We start from the raw sequence: 20024 nt of genomic DNA, 5'->3' as shown, positions 1-20024 counted from the left end.
TGAGTTCGGTGTGAGTTCACCGGGATGGGGTCGGCCGATCGGCCGAGGACGGCGAGCCCTTCGACCGAAGCCGGCCCCGTGGTCCGCACCATACCTTTTCGGCCATGACGATTCCGCTGCGTGTCCACGCGTTGCTGTCCGTGCTGACCGGGGCGCCGCTGGTGTGGGAAATCACCCGCGTCGACCTGAGCCGTCCCGCCTCCTACGCGTTCCTGCTCTGCTGCGCGCTCGTCGCCGCGGCACCGTGGCTGGCGCTGCGCTTCCACTGGTCGACGGGGGTGCTGCCGGCCGCGGGCGGTGTGCTCGGCTCGGCCGGACTGGTGCTGCTGCTGGACTGGTTGCCGGCCCGGCCCGAGGTGGTGAACCTGCCGCTGGTCCAGGTGGCCGGCCTGATCGCGGTGCTGGTGATCGTCCTGCGCGACGCCGGGCCGTGGGGCGCGGCGCTCGGCGCGACCGCCCTCACGCTGTCCGCCGCGGCCGCCGCCGTGGCGATCCACCAGTGGGCGCGGGTGTCGCACCACCTCGCGACGCCGTACCCGCCGTCGGTCGTGGGCACGGCGCTGCTGGTGTTCGGCGGCGCGCTGGCCTGCGGCGTCTTCCTGCGTTCCGGCTACTCGGCGGCGAGCCGCTGAACCACCGGCTCGATGTCGCTCGCCAGGATCGACCGCAGGTAGACCGCGGCCACCCGCTGCTGCTTGTCCAGGATGATCGTGGACGGCACGACGTTGCGCGGGTAGCCGGACAGCTGGAGCAGGCTGCGGCCCGGCGGGTCGTAGATGGACGGGTAGGTCAGCTGCCGGTTGCGCACGAAGTCCTGCGGCGCCGAGCGGTCGTCGTCGCGGACGTCGAGGCCGAGGACCTGCACGCCCTTGTCCTGGTGCGCCAGGTAGAGCTTCTCCAGCTCGGGCGCCTCGGTGCGGCACGGCGCGCACCACTGGCCCCAGATGTTGATCACCACGACCTTGCCGGCGTAGTCCGCGACCGAGATGGTCTTGCCCTCGGTCATCAGGTCCTCGCCGGACAGGTTCGGGATCGGCTGCCGGTCGGCGCCCTCGTAGAGGATGTCGGTCTTGCCGCCGGGCGCGACGAACTCGAAGTTGCTGCCCTGCGACACCGCGTCGTTGCCCGTGCTGCACCCGGCGAGCACGAACACGCTCGCCAGGACGGCCGCGAGGATCCGCTTCATGCTCCGGTCACCTTCGGGTCGGTGGCGCCGGCCGGTTCGCTGTAGACGATCTTCACCAGCTCCTCGCCCTGGAAGACCAGGCTGGTCAGCGACGCGAGCGAGCACTGGCGGCGGCGCGGGTCGTGCCACAGCGGCTTGGCCTCGAGGAACCGGCGCAGCGTCCAGATCGGCAGCTGGTGCGACACGCACAACGCCTCGTGCCCCTCGGCCTTCGAGCGGGCCCGCAGGACCGCGCCGAGCATCCGGTGCGCGATCTCCACGTACGGCTCGCCCCACGACGGCACGAACGGGTTGCGCAGCTTCGGCCAGTGCCGCGGCTGGCGCAGCGCGCCGTCGCCGACAGCGACCTTCTGCCCCTCGAACGCGTTGCCCGCCTCGATCAGCCGCTCGTCGGTCTGCACGTCGAGCCGGTGGGCCGCGGCGATCGGCGCCGCCGTCTCCTGCGCGCGCTGCAGCGGCGAGGAGACGACGTAGGCGATGTCGTGGGCGGCGACCGCCTCGGCGACGGTGAGCGCCTGGCGGCGGCCGCGCTCGGACAGGTGGAAGCCGGGGAGGCGACCGTAGAGGATCCCGTCCGGGTTGTGCACTTCCCCGTGCCGCAGCAGGTGCACGATGGTCGTCACTGTCGCGCCTCCGCCGCGGCCTTGGCGGCCGCCGGCAGCGCGGCCTCGATGACCTCGAACGCCGCGTCGTCCATCACGGAGTTGACGAACCACGCCTCGTACGCGCTCGGCGGGCCGTACACGCCGCGCTCCAGCAGGGCGTGGAAGAACGGCGGGAAACGCCAGGTGTCCGAGCTGGTGGCGTCGTGGTAGTTGCGCACCGGCTCCTCGCGGAAGAACACGCTGAGCAGGTTCCCGGCGTAGGCCACGTGGTGCGGCACGCCCGCCTTGTTCAGGGCCTCGGTGAACAACGCGCCCAGGCGCTGCGAGTTGGCGTCGAGGCAGCGGTACACCTCGTCGTCGGCCGCGCGCAGGGCCGCCAGGCCGGCGGCCACCGCGACCGGGTTCCCGGACAGCGTGCCGGCCTGGTAGACCGGGCCGGTCGGCGCGAGCCGCGCCATCACGTCCGAGCGGCCGCCGAACGCCGCGGCGGGCAGCCCGCCGGACATGACCTTGCCGAACGTGTAGAGGTCGCCGGGCACGCCCTCGATGCCGAACCAGCCGGACCGGGACACCCGGAAACCGGTCATGACCTCGTCCATGATCAGCAGCGCGCCGTGCTCGTGCGCGAGGTCGCGCAGCTGGGCGTTGAAGTCCGGGCCGGGCGCGACGGCGCCCATGTTGCCGGCGGCGGCCTCGGTGATGATCGCGGCGATCGAGTCCGGGTTGTCCGCGAAGGACTGCCGCACGGCCTCGATGTCGTTGTAGGGCAGCACGATCGTGTCCGCGGCCTGCGCGCCGGTCACGCCGGGCGAGGTCGGCAGGCCGAGCGTGGCGACGCCGGACCCGGCCTGGGCGAGCAGCGCGTCGACGTGCCCGTGGTAGCAGCCGGCGAACTTGACGATCTTGCTGCGGCCGGTGAACCCGCGGGCCAGCCGGATCGCGCTCATCGTCGCCTCGGTGCCGGAGTTGACCAACCGCACCTGGTGCACCGGGTCGACCCGGTCGATGATCTCCTCGGCCAGCTCGACCTCACCGATGGTCGGCGTGCCGAACGACAGGCCCGAGCTCGCGGCCTCCCGCGCGGCTTCGACGACCGCCGGGTGCGCGTGCCCGAGGATCATCGGCCCCCAGGAGGACACCAGGTCCACGTAGCGGTTGCCGTCGGCGTCCCACAGGTACGGGCCCTCGCCGCGCACCATGAACCGCGGCGTGCCGCCCACCGAGTTGAACGCCCGCACCGGGGAGTTCACGCCGCCGGGGGTCACCGCGGCGGCGCGGTCGAACCATGCCCTGGACTTGTCGACTTCTTGCGTCACAGACCCCAGTCTTGCAAAAGCCTCGTCAGGCCTGGTTCAGGTGTCCGGCGAAGTAGCCGAAGTCATCCCCGTCGCCGCCGCCTTCGCGGCTCTTGCGGCGGCGCTTGACCCGCGTCGCGAGCAGGATCTCGCGCACGGCGTCGGCCAGCAGGATCCCGGCGACCACGCCGAGGCCGATCGCGCCGGCCATCCAGCTGCCGATCCAGCGCGTGCTGGTCAGGACGGTGCCGTCGGTGAGCGTCACCGCCACGGTGTGCACGCCGTGCGGCCACAACTGGAACGCGCCCCACACGGCCACGGCCGCCAGCAGCACCTCGGCCAGCGCGACGACCGCGCGCACGGGCTGGTTCAGGCGGGGCTGTTCAGTCACGTGAGCAGCCTCTCATGCCGCCCGCGCGTCGCGCAGCGCGGTCCGCAGCGCCTCGACGTCCTTGGCCCAGGCGAGGACGACCGTGTCGTCGGTGAGCCGGATGGGCAGCGCCTCGTACTTGTTCGGGGTGGTCCAGCCGCCGCCGAGGACGCGCGCCCCGGCCGGCGCGCCGACGTCGGTGACCTCGGCGATGTCCGTCAGCGGCACCCGCTCGCGGCCCTGCCACAGCGCGTCGTCGGTGACCTGGACGGTGAGGAACCGGCGCCGCGCGTACACCCAGGGCGCGGTGATCGCGGCCAGGCCGAGGCCGACGATCACCCACGCGACGGTGTGCGTGGCGCCGGTGAGCAGCTCGGCCAGGAACCCGAGCAGGGCGAAGCCGGGCCCGTAGGCGAGGGCCGTCCAGCTCGCTCCGCGCTCCAGGTACCGGGTCACGCTACCGGCGGCCGACCTTCGGGAAGTACGGCTGCACCGACGGGATGTACATCAACACGAGCGCGACCAGGCAGAGCAGCGTCGCGATGAGCGAAATGCCGGTGTAGGCCTGCATCACGAACTGGAAGACCAGGGTGATGGCCACCAGGACGGTCAGGACGGTGCGGGCGGAGCGGGTGCCCTGCCGCGCCTTCCAGGCGAACAACACGAAGAAGGCCGCGAACGACACCGAGCCGACCAGCAGCATCGCGAACAACACGGTGGTGCCGGAGGAGATCTTGTCCGGGGTGATCTGCGGGTCGGTGTTGGCCTTCACCAGGACGTCGATCACCTGTTGCCGGGACAGGAACACGACCAGGTAGGCGATCACCAGGACCACCGCCGAGGCGACCCAGAACCAGAACGACACCTGCACCGGCTTCGGCGGCTCGGGCCGTTCGACCTCGTCGCCCGGCAGGCTCGGCGCCGGGGGCAGGCCCTGGGCGCGGCGCTCGTCGTCCGATTCGTTCCCTGCGGTCACGCCACAGAGACTACTGTGCCGCGCCAGCGGCTCCGTTGAGGGCGGTGGTGGGCTGGCGGGTGGGCTACTGCGCCGCGCCAGCGGCTCCGGTGCGGGCGGTGCTGGGCTCAGTCGAGCCAGGCCGCCGCTTCCGTCGCCCAGTAGGTCAGGATCATGTCCGCGCCCGCCCGGCGGATCGAGATCAGCACCTCGAGGATGGTGCGCTCACGCTCCAGCCAGCCGTTCGCCGCGGCCGCCTCGACCATCGCGTACTCGCCGGAGATGTTGTACGCGGCGACCGGGACCGGGGAGGCGTCGGCCGCCTGCCGGAGGATGTCCAGGTAGGACAGCGCCGGCTTGATCATGATGGCGTCGGCGCCCTCTTCGACGTCCAGCTCGATCTCGCGCAGCGCCTCGCGGGCGTTGCCCGGGTCCTGCTGGTAGGTCTTGCGGTCGCCCTTGAGCTGGGAGTCCACCGCCTCGCGGAACGGGCCGTAGAACGCGCTGGCGTACTTGGCGGAGTAGGCGAGGATGCCGGTGCCGGTGTGGCCGGCTTCGTCGAGGGCCCGGCGGATGACGCCGACCTGGCCGTCCATCATGCCGCTCGGCCCGACTAGGTGCGCCCCGGCTTCGGCCTGGGCGACGGCCATCTCCGCGTACAGCTCCAGGGTGGCGTCGTTGTCCACGGCGCCGCTGTCGTCGAGGACGCCGCAGTGGCCGTGGTCGGTGAACTCGTCGAGGCAGGTGTCGGCCATCAGGACGGTCGAGTCGCCGAGTTCGGAACGCAGATCACGCAGGGCGACGTTGAGGATGCCGTTCTCGTCGATCCCGCCGGAGCCGGTGGCGTCCCGGTGCGCCGGGATGCCGAACAGCATGAGCCCGCCGACGCCGGCCCCCACCGCCTCGACGGCCGCCTTGCGCAGCGAGTCCCGCGTGTGCTGGACGACGCCCGGCATGCTCGCGATGGGCCGGGGCTGGTCGGCCCCTTCCGCGACGAACATGGGCAGGATCAGCTGGCGCGGCCGGAGGGTGGTCTCGCTGACGAGGCGCCGCAGCGCCGCCGTGCTACGCAACCGGCGGGGACGATGCTCGGGAAACACGCCACCGACGGTACTCCGGCCCCGGACACGGCTCGGGGCCGCCCGTGAGATCTCACAGACGGCCCCGAGCCGGTGGAATCAGGAAGAACGCCGCGTGCGCTTCGCCTTCCGGGGCGGCGGCAGGGCGCCCTCCGCGCGCAGCTTCGCGGCGTGCGCGGCCAGCGCGTCGACCAGGTGCGGCACGTCGGCCACCTCCGGCTGCACGTCCACCCGGATGCCGAACTCCACCGCGGTCTCCGCGGTCTTCGGCCCGATGCACGCCACCAGCGTGCGCGTGTGCGGCTTCCCGGCGATGCCGACCAGGTTCCGCACCGTCGAGGACGAGGTGAAGCACACCGCGTCGAACCCGCCGGTCTTGATCATCTCGCGCGTCTCGGCCGGCGGCGGCGCGGCCCGGACGGTCCGGTAGGCCGTCACGTCGTCGACCTCCCAGCCGCGGTCCACCAGGCCCGCGGACAGGGTCTCGGTGGCGATGTCGGCCCGCGGCAGCAGCACGCGGTTCACCGGGTCCAGCACGTCGTCGTACGGCGGGAACTCGGCCAGCAGACCCTCGCTGGACTGCTCGCCCTGCGGGATCATCTCCGGGTTGATGCCGAACGCCCGCACGCGCGCCGCGGTGGCCTCGCCGACGCAGGCGATCTTCACGCCGGAGAAGGCGCGGGCGTCGAGGCCGAACTCCTCGAACTTCTCCCACACCGCCTTCACCGCGTTGGCCGAGGTGAACACGATCCACTGGTAGCGGCCGTCGACCAGGCCCTTGACCGCGCGCTCCATCTGCGCGGGGCTGCGCGGCGGCTCGACCGAGATGGTCGGCACCTCGTGCGAGGTGGCGCCGTGGATGCGCAGCCGCTCGGCCATCTCGCCGGCCTGCTCCTTGGTGCGCGGCACCAGGACCTTCCAGCCGTACAGGGCACGCGACTCCCACCAGGACAGCTTCGACCGCTGCCCGGCCTGCTCACCGACGGTCACCACGAGCGGTCCGACCAGCTCACCGGCGTCCTGCGACAGGCTCGCCAGCGTGGTGTCGACCGTGCGCTGGGTGTTGATCGTGCCGTTGGCGGTCACGGCGACCGGGGTGGTGCCGGCCAGGCCGTGCTCGGTCAGCGCGCCCGCGGCCTCGGCCAGCTGGCCGGACGTCGCGTGCAGCACGATCGGGCCCGGCGCCGCGGCCACCTTCGCCCAGTCCACGTCACCGCGGACGTCCACGTCGGTGTAGCTGCCGCCGAGCGCGATGCCGGCGTAGGCGGGCACGGCCGAGCCCGGCGTGATGCCGGGGACGACCTCGAAGACCGCGCTGGTCTTCGCCACGGCCTGCACCTCGGCGACGGCGGCGGCGCTGGTCAGCGGGTCACCGCTGGACAGGCGCAGCACCAGCCGTCCGCCCTTGGCCTCGTTGGCGAGGTCCTTCGCGACCTCGGCCGGCTCGCCGACGGCGGGCCGGACCTCGGCGTCCGCGCTGGCGCCCGCGAGCACGCCGGCGGGCACGTCCGGGTCGGTCACCACGACCTCGGCCTTCGCCAGGAGCTCCTGGGCACGTACGGTCAGCAGTCCGGCGTCGCCGGGGCCGGAGCCCACGAAGGCGACGCGCCCAGCGGTTGTCCGCGCGGGGGTCATCGTGTCTTTCTCCTATTGATCGGCGCGAGCACGCCGTACCGTTCGAGGAACTGGTTTACCGTGATTCGCGGCCCGGGCCGGACAGCGCGCCGGCTCCGAGGTCGAGCAGCTCCGCGGCCAGGTCACGGCCGAGTTGCTCCGCTTCGCTCTTGCCGGCGACCGCCGAGGCCCGCAGCAGCTGCACGGACTCGTCGTCGAGGCCTGCGGCGGCGACCCCGCGCAGCGAGACGCGTTCGACCACTCGGTCGCCCGCGCCTGTGTCTTCGTAATCCTCCACAACCTCGGCGAGTGCGCCGACGGGCGCGCTGCAGCCGGCTTCGAGCGCGGCCAGCATGGCCCGCTCCGCCGTCACCGCGGCCCGTGTCGCTTCGTCGTCCACAATGGACCGAAGAAGGTGTTCGATGTCCACGTCGTCGACGCGGCACTCCACCGCCAGCGCGCCCTGTGCGGGCGCGGGCAGCATCTGGATCGGGTCCAGGGTCTCGGTGATCACGTCGGCCCGGCCGAGGCGGACCAGGCCGGCGCGGGCGAGCACGACGGCGTCCAGCTCGCCGTCGAAGACCTTGTTCAGCCGGGTGTCGATGTTGCCCCGGATGGGCACGACCTCGAAGCCGAGGCCGAGCGCGCGCAGCTGCGCCGTGCGGCGCGGTGAGCCGGTGCCGATCCGGGCGCCGGGGGGCAGCTCGCCCAGGGTCAGCCCGTCGCGCGCGATCAACGCGTCACGCGGGTCCTCCCGCGGCGGCACGGCGGCCAGCACGATGCCGCGCTCGGGCGCCGTCGGCAGGTCCTTGTACGAGTGCACCGCGACGTCGACCTGCTTGTTCAGCAGGGCCTCGCGCAGCGCGGAGGTGAACACGCCGACACCGATCTCCGCGATCGGCGCGCTGGAGCGGTCACCGGGCGTGGAGACCTTGACGATCTCGACCTCCTGCCCCGCCTTGCGCAGCGCGTCGGCGACCGTGCCGGTCTGCGTCAGGGCGAGCGCACTGCCCCGGGTCCCGATCCGAATGGTCCTCGTCACTTGCCTTCACCGTCTGTCCTGGGCAGGCGCTCGGTGGTCGGGCTCGACACGACGGCCGGCGAGGCCGGGTCGAGCTCGAACAGCTCCCGGAGCGCGTTGGCGTAGTCCGTGCCCTGGGTTTCCGCGGCGAGCTGCTTCACACGCACCGTCGGCGCGTGCAGCAGCTTGTCCACGACCCGGCGCACGGTCCGGTTGAACTCGTCGCGGACCTCGGCGTCGAGACCGGGCAGCCGGTTGTCCAGCCGCAGCATCTCGGCGTCGACGACCTCGGCGGCCCGCTTGCGCAGCGCGGTGACGGTCGGGGTGACCGCGGCGCTGCGCTGCGCGGCGAGGTACTCGCGCACCTCGTCCAGCACGATGCCGTTGGCCTTGGCGATCTGCTTGGCGCTGCCTGCCGAACCGTGCGAGTCCATCCGCCTGCGGACGGTCTCCAGGTCGACCAGGCGCACGCCGGGCAGGGCGTCCACGTCGGGGTGGACGTCGCGCGGCAGGCCGAGGTCGCACACGACCACCGGGCGGTCGCCGCGCGCGGCCAGGTGCGCGGGGGTGATGACGACGTCCTGGGCGCCGGTGCAGGCGACCACGACGTCGGCGTCGGCCAGGCGCGCGGTCAGCTCGTCCATGCCCGCGGCCACGGCGGGCACGCCCTGCTCGGTGACGTTGGCCGCGAGCCGCTCGGCGTTGGCCACGGTGCGGTTGACGACCGTGATCCGGCCGATGCCGCCCTTGCGCAGCTGGCTCGCGGACAGCGCGCCCATCGAGCCGGCGCCGACGATCACCGCGTGCTTGCCCGCCAGGTCGGGCGCCTCGCCGAGGGCCTCGGACACCACGGACGCGCCGAGGTGGTCCAGCCCGGTCTCGGAGTGCACGCGCTTGCCGACGCGCAGCGTGGTCTGGATCAGCTCGTGCAGGGTGCGGCCGACGGTGCCGGCCTCGCGCGCGGCGGCGTAGTAGTTGCGCACCTGGCCGAGGATCTGGGTCTCGCCGACGACCATCGAGTCCAGGCCGGAGGCCACGGAGAAGATGTGCTCGACCGCGGCGCCCGCGTAGTGCACGTAGAAGTTGTCGTAGAGGTCGGCGGCGTCGCAGCCGGCCTGCCGGGCGAGCACCTCGGAGATGTCGGCGAGACCGCCGTGGAACGCCTCGACCACCGAGTAGACCTCGATGCGGTTGCAGGTCGAGACGACCATGACCTCGTTCACGTGCGGCGACTGCTGGAGCTCGTGCAGGACCTTGTCCAGCTCCGTCGCCGGGATCGCGACCTTCTCCAGCGTGCGGAGATCGGCAGTGCGGTACGACAGCCCGACGGCCAGGACACTCACTTAGCGCACCACCATTCCGTTACCCACGTTCTCCGCTCGCCGGGCGACGTGGAACGACAGGATCTGCAGCTCCACGGCCAGGTCGACCTTGCGCACCTCGACGTGGTCGGGTACCTGGAGGACCACCGGCGCGAAGTTCAGGATGCACTGCACCCCGCCCTGCACCAGCCGGTCGGCGACCGTCTGGGCGGCGGGCGGCGGCGTCGCGATGACGCCGATCGAGATCCCCCGCTCCGAGCACACCTCGGGGATGTCGTTGAGGTGCGACACCGGGATCCCGCCGACCGGCACGCCGATCAGGTCGGGGTCGATGTCGAACAGCGCCTCGACCGGGAACCCCCGGCCGGGGAAGCCTCCGTAATTGGCCAACGCATGACCGAGGTTACCGATTCCGACGACGGCGACCTTGTGCTGTCGCGTGAGTCCCAATATGCGTTCGAGCTGGGCGACCAGGACGGCCACCTCGTAGCCGACGCCGCGGGTGCCGTAGGAGCCGAGGTAGGACAGGTCCTTGCGCAGCTTGGCGGAGTTCACGCCGGCCGCGGTGGCGAGCTCCTCGCTGGCCACGGTGGTCGCGCCTTGCTCGGCCATCGCGGACAGGACGCGCAGGTAGACGGCGAGACGGGCGACGGCGGCCTCCGGGATCGCGCGGACCCGGGCCTCCTCGGCGCCGTTCTCGGTGACCGCGGGCATCTCCGCGGTGGGGGCGTTGTCGGCGTCCGGGGTGGACAGGTTCCGGGCGACGGCCGCACCGTTTCGCCGGCCACGCTGTGACACCACGCCGGCCTCCTCGTTCCACGCCCTCGATGAGCTTCGAATTCCCTCTTGACCCGGGCCGCGAAGTCGGGTTTGATGCACGGCCGCCGTGAGGGGTACCGGCAATACGGTAGCCACTTGTGAACGCAGGCACAAAGTGGCTGGTCAACGGCATGACCGAAAGCACACCTAGCGCGCGGTGAAGGTGATCGCGTACCAGCCGGTGGCGCCGTCGGGGAGGACGTCGGCGAGCTGATCGGTCTGGGTGTAGCCGCTCCGGTCCGTTGCTCGCACCCGCACGACGTGGCTGCCGCGCGCGGCGGCGACGTCCGCCCACCACATCCGCCACGCGTCCACCGTCACCTCCGTGGACAGCTGCGCGGGCTCCCACGGCCCGTCGTCCACGCTCACCTCGACCCGGTCGATGCCGGTGTGCTGGGCCCACGCGATCCCGGCGACCCGCACCGGCCCGGCGGTGACCGGCCCGCGCGGCGCGTCGATCCGCGACTGGGTCTTGATCGGCGCGTGCTTCGCCCAGCCGCGCCGCAGCCAGTACGGCGTGCGCGCGTCCCAGGTGGTGACCTCCAGGTCGGTGACCCATTTCGTCGCCGAGACGTAGCCGTAGAGCCCGGGCACGACCAGCCGCGCCGGGAAGCCGTGTTCGACGGGCAGCGGCTCGCCGTTCATACCGATCGCCAGCATCGCGCCCACCGACGGATCGGCCATCGCGGCCACCGGCGTGCCCGCGGTCCAGCCGTCGGCGCTGGTGGAGAACACCTGCTCGGCGCCGGGTGCGACCCCGGCCTCGGCCAGCAGCTCGGCGAGGTCGACGCCGACGAACCGCGCGGTGGAGATGTAGGGCCCGCCGACCGGGTTGGACACGCAGCACAGGGTCACGATCCGCTCGACCAGCGGCCGGTTCCGGATGTCGGACCAGGAGTAGGTGGTCTCGCGGTCCACCATGCCGTGGATCCGCAGCGACCAGTCCTCGGTGCGCACCTGCGGCACGACGAGCGCGGTGTCGATCCGGTAGAAGTCCGCGTTGGGGGTGAGGAACGGCGGCGTGCCGAACTTCGCGAAGTCCGCGCCGGCGGGCACCGGTGGCGCGGTCCGGGCCGGGATCAGCGGACCGACGGCCACCCGGGAGCCCTCGGCGTCCTTGCTCGCGCCGACCAGCTGCCCGGCGACCCCGGCGGCACCGGCGCCCGCCACGGCGAGCAGGAAGTTCCGCCGCGCCGCCGACGAGTACTGCCCGTCCAGCGCGGTCCGGTGCAGCCACCCGAACACCGCGAGCCCGGCGACCAGGCTGACCACCGGCGCGAGCAACGCGATCTGCCCCAGGTCCGGGCGGGTGAACACCGCGACACCGCCGAGCACGCCGACCACGGACACGAACACCAGGCCGGGCGCGGACCGGCGGCGGGAGGCCAGCCCGGCGGCCACCGCGAGCGCCAGCGCCACCACGGCCATGCCGGTCAGCAGCACGGCCTTGTCCGCGGTGCCGAACGCCCGCACCGCGAAGTCCTTGAGCCAGCCCGGGGACACGTCGATCGCCGCGTTGCCGACCGCGAAGAACGGCGAAGCGCCCGCCCCGACGAACCCGGCCACCAGGTGCCCGGCCCCGAGCGCGGCGACCAGGGCGATCACGCCGATCTGCCCGGCGACGGGCGCGGACAGCCGCGGCGGCTCGAGGTGCGTGCTCACCCCACCAGTCTGACCCGTGCGGGTCACGCCAGCGCGGCGCGGAAGCGGTCCTCCTCGACCTTCCAGTAGCCGTGCTCGGCGCCGTCGACGAGGATCACCGGCACCCGGTCGCCGTACTCGGCCTGCCACTCCGGATCGCTGTCGACGTCCTCGGCGCGCCACGGCACACCCAGCTCGGCGCAGATCCGCGAGACGTCGCGTTCCGCCTGGACGCACGACGAGCAGCCCCGGCGGGTCATCACGGTCACTTCGTGGGCCATGGGCCCATCATCCCCGCAGCTGGACGCGGCGCAGCTTCCCGGTCGCCGAATGCGGCAGCCGCTCGGCGAACTCGACCGTGCGCGGCACCTTGTACCCGGCCAGGTGGGCGGCGCAGTGCTCGACGACCTGCTGCTCGGACAGCGACGCGCCGGGCGCGGGCACCACGACCGCCTTGACCGCCTCGCCGCTGCGCTCGTCGAGCACCCCGACCACGGCCGACTCGGCGACCTCCGGCAGCCGCGCGATGACCTCCTCGACCTCGTGCGGGTAGACGTTGAAGCCGTTGACGATGATCAGGTCGTTGGCGCGGTCCACCAGGTGCAGGTCGCCGTCGCTGTCCAGGAACCCGACGTCGCCGGTGCGGAACCAGCCGTCCGCGTCCGGCCCGTGCGCCCCGTCCGGCCAGTAGCCGGAGAACAGGTTCGCGCCGCGGATCGCGGCGAGCCCGGTGCCGTCGCCGTCCTCGGCGAACACGTCGTCCGGGTCGTCCGGGTCGAGCGGCACCGCCTCGCCCGAGCCGTCCGGCCCGACCAGCCGGACCTCCACGCCGGGCAGCGGACGGCCGGTCGACCCCGGCTTCGGGTAGCCGGTGACCAGCGTCGACGTCACCACCGGCGCGGTCTCGGTCAGCCCGTAGCCCTCGAAGACGCCCAGCCCGGTCTTCTCCCGGATCGCGGCCAGCACCTTCGGGTGCAGCGGCGCGGCGCCCGAGGTGAGCAGGCGGACCGTGCCCAGGCCGGCGGCCAGCTCCTCCGGCTCCAACGCGGCCAGCTCGGCGTACATCGCCGGCACCCCGCCGATCACGGTCACGTGGTGGTCCACGCACGCCTGCAGCGCCTGCCGCGCGTCGAACCGTTCGGCCAGCACGGCCGTCGCGCCCACCGCGGTGCTCAGCAGCAGGCCCGGGCCGAGGCCGTAGACGTGGAACAGCGGGATCGCGATCAGCACCCGGTCCGGGTGCCCGACCGGCGCCGGGTCGAGGCGGCCCAGTTGTTCGAGGTTGGCCAGCAGCGCGCGGTGGGACAGCATCACGCCGCGCGGCGGTCCGGTGGTGCCCGAGGTGTAGGACAGCACGGCGATGTCCTCACCACCGCCGCGGGCGGGGAAATTCGCACCGGGACCGATTTCCGGCCGCAGCACGGGCACCTCGTCCGTGCCGTCGTCGGGGTCCCGGCTGATCACCAGGCGCGCGCCGCTGTGCGCGAGCACGGTGTCCAGCTCCGGGCGCGGAGCCAGCGGCGAGACCGGCACGGCGATCGCACCGGAGCGGGTGACGCCGAACAGGGCGACGGCGAAGTCCGCCGAGGTGGGCAGCCGCATCGCGACGCGGTCACCGGCCCGCACGCCCTGGCCGGTGAGCCGCTGCGCGAGCCCGCCCGCGGCCGCGTCCAGCTCGGACCAGGTCAGGCTGACACCGGCCGCGGTGTCGATCACCGCGACGGCGTCCGGCCACTGCTCGGCGGCGCCGGTGAGCAGGTCGGCGATGTTGCCCGTTTTCATGTGAGTCAGTGTGGCACCAACCAGGCGTCGTCTCACCCGTCACGGGGAAGCCCGGCGATCGTCGCTCTTCCGAGACCCCCGCCACTACCTACTTCCGGGTAACTACCCGTATGCTGCTTCTCGCGTCGTAGTGGTGATGATCACTCGGGTCGGACGAAGGAGTCGCCGTGACGAACTGGCTTGCCGCCCGTCCAGCGGGTCTGCACGTCGGCACGGTCACCCGCGCGGACGAGGTGCCGGACGAGCAGGCGGGGCCGTGGGCCCTGGTCCGCGCCGCCCAGCAGGGTGACACCGCCGCCTTCGGCGCGCTCTACGACCAGTACGTCGACGTCGTCTACCGCTACGTGTACTTCCGCCTCAGCGACCGCGAGCTGGCCGAGGACATCACGAGCGAGACGTTCCTGCGGGCGCTGCGCCGGATCTCGTCGGTCAGCTACCAGGGTCGCGACGTCGGCGCGTGGTTCGTCACCATCGCGCGCAACATCGTGCTCGACCACCTCAAGTCCAGCCGGTACAAGCTCGAGGTGGTCACCGACGAGGTCGCCGACTCGGGCTCGGCGCCGTTCGCCGCGACCTCGGGTCCCGACGCGGGCCCGGAGCAGCAGGCGGTCACCAGCGCGACCCGCGACGCCCTGCTGTCCGCGATCGCCGGCCTGGGCGACGACCAGCGGGAATGCATCGTGCTGCGGTTCATCCAGGGCCTGTCGCTGGCCGAGACCGCGCGGATCATGAAGCGCAACGAGGGCGCCATCAAGGCGTTGCAGCACCGCGCGGTGCGCAAGCTCGCGCAGCTCCTGCCGGACGGGTGGCGCTGACCGCGTAACAACCGGACGGTTTGCGTCGTTGCAGGTGGTGTGGACGAACACCGGTGGACGGCGCGTGAGCTGGAGGTCATCTCCGGCCTTCGCGCACTGGGGCGCGCCGTCGAACCGGACGAGCACACCAGGGCCCGCATCCGCGCCGACATCTCGCGGAAGCTGGAGGCGGAGCCCAGCCGGCGGCGGCGCGTGCTGGCGACCGTCCTGGCCGCCGCGGCCGCGCTGATCGTCTTCGTCGCCGGGGTCGGCCTGCTGCTCTCCCGCGGCTCGCTGCCCGGTGACCCGCTCTACGGCATGAAGCTGGCGAGCGAGGACGCCCAGCTGCAGCTCACCTTCGACGAGGCCGCGCGCGGGTCGAAGCACCTGCAGTTCGCGGCGAACCGGATCGACGAGCTCGCCGCGATGCCCTCCCCCGGCGCCGACGCCTTTCTGACAACGTTGTCGGCATTCGCCGCGGAGGCGACGGCCGGGACCGCGCGGCTCACGGTGCTCGGCGTGCAGGGCGACACGGCCCGGCTGGAGCAGCTGCGGACGTGGGCGCGCGAGCAGGCCGGCAAGCTCGGCGGCCTCGCGGTGCCGGACGACGCGCGCAACGGGTTCACGCAGGCCGGGGCGCTGCTCAACCGCATCGACGCGCGGGCGGTGGCGCTGGCCGGGCGGCTGTCCTGCTACCGCATCACCACCGGCGAGGCCGACGACCTGGGCGCGGTCCCGGCGTCCGGCGAGTGCGCGGTCCCGCCGGACGCGCTGCTCGGCGTCCCGACCGCGGTGCCGCTGCCGCCGGTGAGCACGGTGTCCCCGCCGCCGGTCGAGATCGCGACGACGCCGACCGCGCCCGGGACGAGCGCACCGGTCGTGCCCACCGCGACGGGTCCCCTGCCGCGGCCGAGCAGCGGTCAGGCGCCCCCGGTCCTGCCGCCGCCGATCAGCGCGCCGACCAGCACCCGGCTGCCGGTGCCGTCGACCACGACGCCACCGCCGTTGATCTCGATCCCGCCGCTGATCCCCGGCCTGCCGGGACTCGGGATCGGCTGAGCGGCCGCAGCACCGCCACGCTGTTCGCCTTCGCCTGCCTGGTCCTCGGGCCGCCGTGCGGGCTCGCCGTCGTCCAAGCGAGCGGCGGCGCGTGGGCGGCGGCCGCGTGCACCGCGGCGGCCGGCCTCGTGCTGGGTGCGCTGGTGCACTTCACCGGGCTGACCGGGATGTTCCTGGCTGCGGACGCACCGCCGGGCCGCGCGCGGCGGGCATCAGTGCAGGAGCTTCAGGCCCAGCACCCCGGCGACGATGAGCGCCAGGCACACCAGCCGCGCCGCGGTCACGGCGTCGCCGAGCGCGACCATGCCGTAGACGGCGGTGCCGATCGCACCGATGCCCACCCAGATGGCGTAACCGGTGCCGATGGGGATCGACCGCATCGCGTAGGAGAGCCCGGCCATGCTGGCGACGAGCGCGACGACGAACACCACGCTGGGCACGAGACGGGTGAAGCCGCGAGCGGCGTTGAGGGCGGCGGCCCACACGGTCTCGAGCAGACCGGAGACGACGAGAACGATCCACGCCATGACGGAAAACCTCCGAACAGAACCCGACAACCTGCCACGTCGTCTTGTCCTGCCGGGTACGACGTTCTCGTCCGGGGTGGCGCGCCACCGCCGCCCACGTTACCCGGTTCCGCGCCGCTGCGCCCGGAACACCACGAACAGCAGCCGCAGCCCCAGCAGCGCGCTGACCACCAGCAGGTTGTAGCCGAACACGTGGTTCAGCGTCAGCTCGGGCAGCACCCGCGGCCCGCCGGTGCTCGCGAGCAGCAGGACCGCCATCAGACCGGTCGCCGCGCCGGTCAGGGCCAGCAGCAGCTCGTGCAGCATGCCGAACACCACCGCCCGGTCGCGCTCGTCGGCGAAGGTGCGCACGTTCACCGTCAGCCGGCCCTGCTCCAGCGCCGACGTCAACCGGTCCACGCGTCGGGGCAGGCGGCGCAGCACCGGCAGCAGCGCGACCAGCTCGTCGGTCACCGCGCCGCGCAGCGAGCCCGGCTGCAGCCGCTCCCCGACCAGCGAGCCGGCGAACGACCGGGACGCGCCGAGGATGTCGAAGCCCGGCGACAGCAGCCCGAGCGTGCCCTCCATCGTCGCCAGCGCCCGGAACACCGCCGCGATCGCCGGCGGGATCGACAACCGGAACTCGGCGATGATCCGGAACAGGTCGGTGAACATGTCCACGTCCGGCGACCGGCCGTGCGACAGGTGCTTCGCCATCAACGCGCCCAGGGCCCGCGCCAGGCGCTGCTCGTCGATCTCGTCCGGCCGGTCCACGATCTCCAGCAGACCGTCCCGCAGCCCCTCCGGATCGCCGCGGTCGACGGCGGCGAACAGGTTCGCCAGCCCGCCGCGCAGGGACGAGTCGAGGCGGCCGACCGAGCCGAAGTCGAGCAGCCCGAGGGTGCCGTCGGTGAGCAGGAGGACGTTGCCCGGGTGCGGATCGGCGTGGAAGACCCCGTGCAGCAGGACCTGCCGGAGCAGCGAGTCCAGCAGCCCGCGGGCCAGGACCGCGCGCCGTTCCGCCGGCACCTCGGCGATGCCCTCGCGCACCGGCACGCCGTGCAGGCGCCGCATGACCAGCACGCGCTCACCGGACAGGTCGGCGTGCACGGACGGCAAGGCAACGGCCGAGCCGTTCTCGGCGGCGGCGACCGCGGTGAGGTTGCGGGCCTCGACGCGGAAGTCCAGCTCCTCGGTGAGCGCGGCGCGGAAGCCTTCGGCGAGGTCGAGCACGCCGAGCGAGCGCGCCCAGGCCGCCCGCAGTTCCAGCGAGCGCGCGACGCGGAAGACGATGTCGAGGTCGCGCTCGACGATCCGGTCGATGCCCGGCCGCCGCACCTTGACGACGACGTCCTCACCGCTGTGCAGCCGGGCCCGGTAGACCTGGGCGATCGACGCGGCGCCGAGCGGTTCGGGGTCGAACTCGGCGAACACCTCGGCGCGCGGGCGGCCCAGCTCGGCCTCCAGTTCGCGCTCGACGTCGGCGAACGGCACCGGCGCGACGCGGTCCTGCAGCAGGCTCAGCTCGTCGACGAACACCGGCGGCAGCACGTCCGGCCGGGTGGAGAGGACCTGGCCGAGCTTCACGAAGGTCGCGCCACCGTCCTCCAGTGCGCGCCGCAGCGAGCGGGCCAGGGTGGCGTGCCGGCCGGAGTCGGTGACGCGGCGGCCGGTGAGGTAGGGCCCGATGCCGTGCCGCACGGCGATCCGCGTGATCTGCGAGTACCGGCGGGCCCGGGCGAACCGCGCGCGCAGCGACCGGACCCGGCCGAGCAGCCCGAGCCCGCCGCCGCTGGGGACGGCCATCTCGGCGAGGAACAGGAAGATCAGTGTCGCCAGGAACGCGCATCCGGCGAGCGGCAGGATGAAGCCGAGGTACGCGCCGGCGGAATCGCGCGTCAGCACCCCGATCCGGCCTGCCAGTCCACCCGCGACGGTCCACCCGGCGGCGGCGCCGAGCAGCGCCCGGAACGTGCCGATGCGCACGCCGAGCACCCGCCGCGAGGCGACCACGAGCGGCCACAGCATGAGCAGGTAGACGGGCAGGCTGAGCAGCCCCAGCAACGCTGTCGACATGGTGTTTCCCCGGCGTGCGATGAGTGTCCCGATCGAAGCACACCGGTGCCCGGTGTGGAGGGATCGCCTGATCCGGATGCGTGACGTGCTCGCTACGCTGACCCCAGGGACAAGCGCAGGAGGCGGTGTGCGTGTGGCGTAGCAGGGGTGACGGCCCGGAGCGCGAGCGGCTCGCCGAGATGGCCGGCGAGGCGTCGGCCGACGCCGCCGTGGCCATGGAGGCCCAGGCCGACGTGCCCCCGGCGCCGCCGGACCTGACCGCCGCCGCGTTCTTCGACGTGGACAACACGATGATGATGGGCGCGTCGATCTTCCACTTCGCCCGCGGGCTGGCCGCGCGCAAGTACTTCACGACGTCGGACCTGGCCGGGTTCGCGTGGCAGCAGATCAAGTTCCGGGTCGGCGGGCGCGAGTCGCACAGCGGGGTGCAGTCCAGCCGCGAGCAGGCGCTGTCGTTCGTCGCGGGCAAGACGGTCGCCGAGATGAACCAGGTCGGCGAGGAGATCTACGACGAGCTGATGGCCGACAAGATCTGGTCGGGCACCCGCGCGCTGGCCGAGATGCACCTCAACGCGGGCCAGCGGGTGTGGCTGGTGACGGCGACGCCGGTCGAGCTGGCGGCGATCATCTCCCGGCGGCTGGGGCTCACCGGCGCGCTGGGCACGGTGGCCGAGCACGTGGACGGGGTGTACACGGGTCGTCTGGTCGGCGACCTGCTGCACGGCAGGGCGAAGGCCCACGCGGTGCGCGCGCTGGCCGCCCGGGAGGGCCTGAACCTCCGGCGGTGCACGGCGTACTCGGACTCGTCGAACGACATCCCGATGCTGTCGGTGTGCGGCACGGCGGTGGCGGTGAACCCGGACGCCGGCCTGCGCGAGGTGGCGCGCGCCCGGGGCTGGGAAATCCGCGACTTCCGGACGGGCCGGAAGGCAGCGAAGATCGGGGTGCCGTCGGTGCTGGGCGCGGGCGCACTGGCGGGAGCGGTAGCGGCCGGGATGGCGTACCGGCGCCGCTGACCGCGCTCCCGGCTGGCGCGCGCGAGGCCTACCCGCGCCGTGCGGCACGGTGGCGACCGGGATGACCTACCAGCGCCGGTAACCGCACCCCCGGCTACCGCTGCCAAGGCCTACCCGCACCCCCGTGCGGGCGCCGTGGCCGCCGGAATGCCCTACCGACGCCGCTGACCGCGCTCCGGACCGCGTGCCCTCCCAGGGCAGGTGTTGTTCCCCGGCGCGGGTTGGCCGCTTCCGGCGACGCGATGGCCACGGCGGCAACGCCGCCAAGACGCGATCGCCACCCGGCGGCGTGCTGCCCCTCCGCCCATCCGAGCGGCGCATTCCCGCCCGCCCAACCGTGGAACTCGCCCGCGCGACCGCGGGATTCGCCCACCGCTGACCGCGCTCCCGGCTACCGCGCGTAAGACCTACCCGCGCCGTGCGGCACGGTGGCGACCGGGATGACCTACCAGCGCCGGTAACCGCACCCCCGGCTACCGCTCGCGAGGTCTACTCGCACCCCCGTGCGGGCACCGTGGCCGCCGGAATGCCCTACCGACGCCGCTGACCGCGCTCCGGACCGCGTGCCCTCCCAGGGCAGGTGTTGTTCCCCGGCGCGGGTTGGCCGCTTCCGGCGGCGTGCTGCCCCCTCCGCGCATTGCCCAACCGAGCGGGGCGTTCTCGCCCACCCGAACGCGGGACTCGCCCGCCGCTACCGCCCTACCGGCGCCGCTGACCGCGCCCCCGGCTCCCGCTCGCAAGGCCTACCCGCACCGTGCAGCCACCGTGGCGACCGGGATGACCTACCAACGCCGCTAACCGCACCCCGGTTACCGCTGCCAAGGCCGGCCCGCGCCGTCGACGCCAAGCTGGCGCCGTAGCGGCGTCGGCGACCGCGCCCCCGC

The 20024-nt window shown here is 73.3% G+C and carries 20 protein-coding genes and 1 riboswitch; of the genes, 4 read left to right on the top strand and 16 right to left on the bottom strand.

What is annotated here, in order from left to right:
* Positions 1-104 precede the first annotated feature (104 nt).
* The gene (locus tag D0D15_RS08300) at positions 105-632 is read left to right on the top strand and encodes a hypothetical protein (RefSeq protein ID WP_094003738.1); all 528 of its coding nucleotides are present in this window, start codon (positions 105-107) and stop codon (positions 630-632) included.
* Here D0D15_RS08300 and D0D15_RS08295 read toward each other — a convergent pair.
* The 14 genes from D0D15_RS08295 to D0D15_RS08230 all read right to left on the bottom strand — a co-directional run bounded on the left by D0D15_RS08295 (position 611) and on the right by D0D15_RS08230 (position 13689).
* The gene (locus tag D0D15_RS08295; protein WP_094003737.1) at positions 611-1186 is read right to left on the bottom strand and encodes a TlpA family protein disulfide reductase; all 576 of its coding nucleotides are present in this window, start codon (positions 1184-1186) and stop codon (positions 611-613) included. The genes D0D15_RS08300 and D0D15_RS08295 overlap by 22 nt on opposite strands.
* Positions 1183-1809 (bottom strand): histidine phosphatase family protein, encoded by a 627-nt coding sequence (locus D0D15_RS08290; protein ID WP_094003736.1) that lies wholly within the window; start codon positions 1807-1809, stop codon positions 1183-1185. Before D0D15_RS08290 ends, D0D15_RS08295 begins: the two co-directional genes overlap by 4 nt.
* Positions 1806-3107 (bottom strand): glutamate-1-semialdehyde 2,1-aminomutase, encoded by a 1302-nt coding sequence (gene hemL / locus D0D15_RS08285; RefSeq protein ID WP_094003735.1) that lies wholly within the window; start codon positions 3105-3107, stop codon positions 1806-1808. The genes D0D15_RS08290 and hemL overlap by 4 nt, the downstream gene beginning before the upstream one ends.
* A 25-nt stretch (positions 3108-3132) precedes the next feature.
* Positions 3133-3477, bottom strand: a complete 345-nt coding sequence (locus D0D15_RS08280) for a hypothetical protein (RefSeq protein ID WP_094003734.1) — start codon at positions 3475-3477, stop codon at positions 3133-3135.
* A gap of 12 nt (positions 3478-3489) precedes the next feature.
* Positions 3490-3912: a DUF3093 family protein gene (locus D0D15_RS08275; protein WP_094003733.1), complete on the bottom strand. Its 423-nt coding sequence runs from the start codon at positions 3910-3912 to the stop codon at positions 3490-3492.
* A 1-nt stretch (position 3913) separates the two neighbouring features.
* Complete coding sequence (locus tag D0D15_RS08270; RefSeq protein ID WP_094003732.1) at positions 3914-4432, bottom strand: hypothetical protein; 519 nt, start codon at positions 4430-4432, stop codon at positions 3914-3916.
* Positions 4433-4539: 107 nt separating this feature from the next.
* Positions 4540-5511 carry a porphobilinogen synthase gene (gene hemB / locus D0D15_RS08265; protein ID WP_094003731.1) on the bottom strand — a complete coding sequence of 324 codons (972 nt, stop codon included), beginning with the start codon at positions 5509-5511 and terminating at the stop codon, positions 4540-4542.
* Positions 5512-5589: 78 nt separating this feature from the next.
* On the bottom strand, positions 5590-7125 hold the full coding sequence (locus D0D15_RS08260; RefSeq protein ID WP_115944348.1) for a bifunctional uroporphyrinogen-III C-methyltransferase/uroporphyrinogen-III synthase: 1536 nt from the start codon (positions 7123-7125) through the stop codon (positions 5590-5592).
* 55 nt (positions 7126-7180) lie between these two features.
* Entirely contained in the window at positions 7181-8146 is a 966-nt protein-coding gene (gene hemC / locus D0D15_RS08255) for a hydroxymethylbilane synthase (protein ID WP_162830529.1), read from the bottom strand.
* Complete coding sequence (locus D0D15_RS08250; protein WP_094003730.1) at positions 8143-9468, bottom strand: glutamyl-tRNA reductase; 1326 nt, start codon at positions 9466-9468, stop codon at positions 8143-8145. Before D0D15_RS08250 ends, hemC begins: the two co-directional genes overlap by 4 nt.
* Positions 9469-10248, bottom strand: coding sequence for a redox-sensing transcriptional repressor Rex (locus D0D15_RS08245; RefSeq protein ID WP_094003729.1), 780 nt, complete (start codon positions 10246-10248; stop codon positions 9469-9471).
* A 165-nt stretch (positions 10249-10413) separates the two neighbouring features.
* Positions 10414-11928, bottom strand: a complete 1515-nt coding sequence (locus D0D15_RS08240; protein ID WP_115944347.1) for a molybdopterin-dependent oxidoreductase — start codon at positions 11926-11928, stop codon at positions 10414-10416.
* A gap of 23 nt (positions 11929-11951) precedes the next feature.
* Positions 11952-12188, bottom strand: a complete 237-nt coding sequence (locus D0D15_RS08235; RefSeq protein WP_094003727.1) for a glutaredoxin family protein — start codon at positions 12186-12188, stop codon at positions 11952-11954.
* A gap of 7 nt (positions 12189-12195) precedes the next feature.
* Positions 12196-13689, bottom strand: coding sequence for an AMP-binding protein (locus D0D15_RS08230; RefSeq protein WP_115944346.1), 1494 nt, complete (start codon positions 13687-13689; stop codon positions 12196-12198).
* A gap of 200 nt (positions 13690-13889) precedes the next feature.
* Between D0D15_RS08230 and D0D15_RS08225 the strand changes: the two genes are divergently transcribed.
* A complete protein-coding gene (locus D0D15_RS08225) occupies positions 13890-14504 on the top strand; it encodes a sigma-70 family RNA polymerase sigma factor (protein ID WP_369806758.1) in 615 nt (204 codons plus the stop codon).
* A 39-nt stretch (positions 14505-14543) separates the two neighbouring features.
* The gene (locus tag D0D15_RS08220) at positions 14544-15542 is read left to right on the top strand and encodes a DUF5667 domain-containing protein (RefSeq protein WP_094003724.1); all 999 of its coding nucleotides are present in this window, start codon (positions 14544-14546) and stop codon (positions 15540-15542) included.
* Positions 15543-15754: 212 nt separating this feature from the next.
* Here D0D15_RS08220 and D0D15_RS08215 read toward each other — a convergent pair whose 3' ends face one another.
* Together D0D15_RS08215 and D0D15_RS08210 are read right to left on the bottom strand one after the other, a co-directional pair.
* Positions 15755-16069, bottom strand: coding sequence for a DMT family transporter (locus tag D0D15_RS08215; RefSeq protein WP_094003723.1), 315 nt, complete (start codon positions 16067-16069; stop codon positions 15755-15757).
* A gap of 33 nt (positions 16070-16102) precedes the next feature.
* A riboswitch (guanidine-III (ykkC-III) riboswitch) is annotated at positions 16103-16163 on the bottom strand.
* A gap of 5 nt (positions 16164-16168) precedes the next feature.
* Complete coding sequence (locus D0D15_RS08210; RefSeq protein WP_094003722.1) at positions 16169-18124, bottom strand: ABC1 kinase family protein; 1956 nt, start codon at positions 18122-18124, stop codon at positions 16169-16171.
* Between the two features lie 179 nt (positions 18125-18303).
* On the opposite strand from D0D15_RS08210, the gene D0D15_RS08205 reads away from it, so the two are divergent.
* Complete coding sequence (locus D0D15_RS08205) at positions 18304-19140, top strand: HAD family hydrolase (RefSeq protein ID WP_229874567.1); 837 nt, start codon at positions 18304-18306, stop codon at positions 19138-19140.
* The last annotated feature ends 884 nt before the right edge of the window (positions 19141-20024 follow it).

The organism is Amycolatopsis thermalba, assembly GCF_003385215.1.
Taxonomy (GTDB): domain Bacteria; phylum Actinomycetota; class Actinomycetes; order Mycobacteriales; family Pseudonocardiaceae; genus Amycolatopsis_E; species Amycolatopsis_E thermalba.
This window is presented reverse-complemented; position numbering and strand designations above follow the sequence as displayed.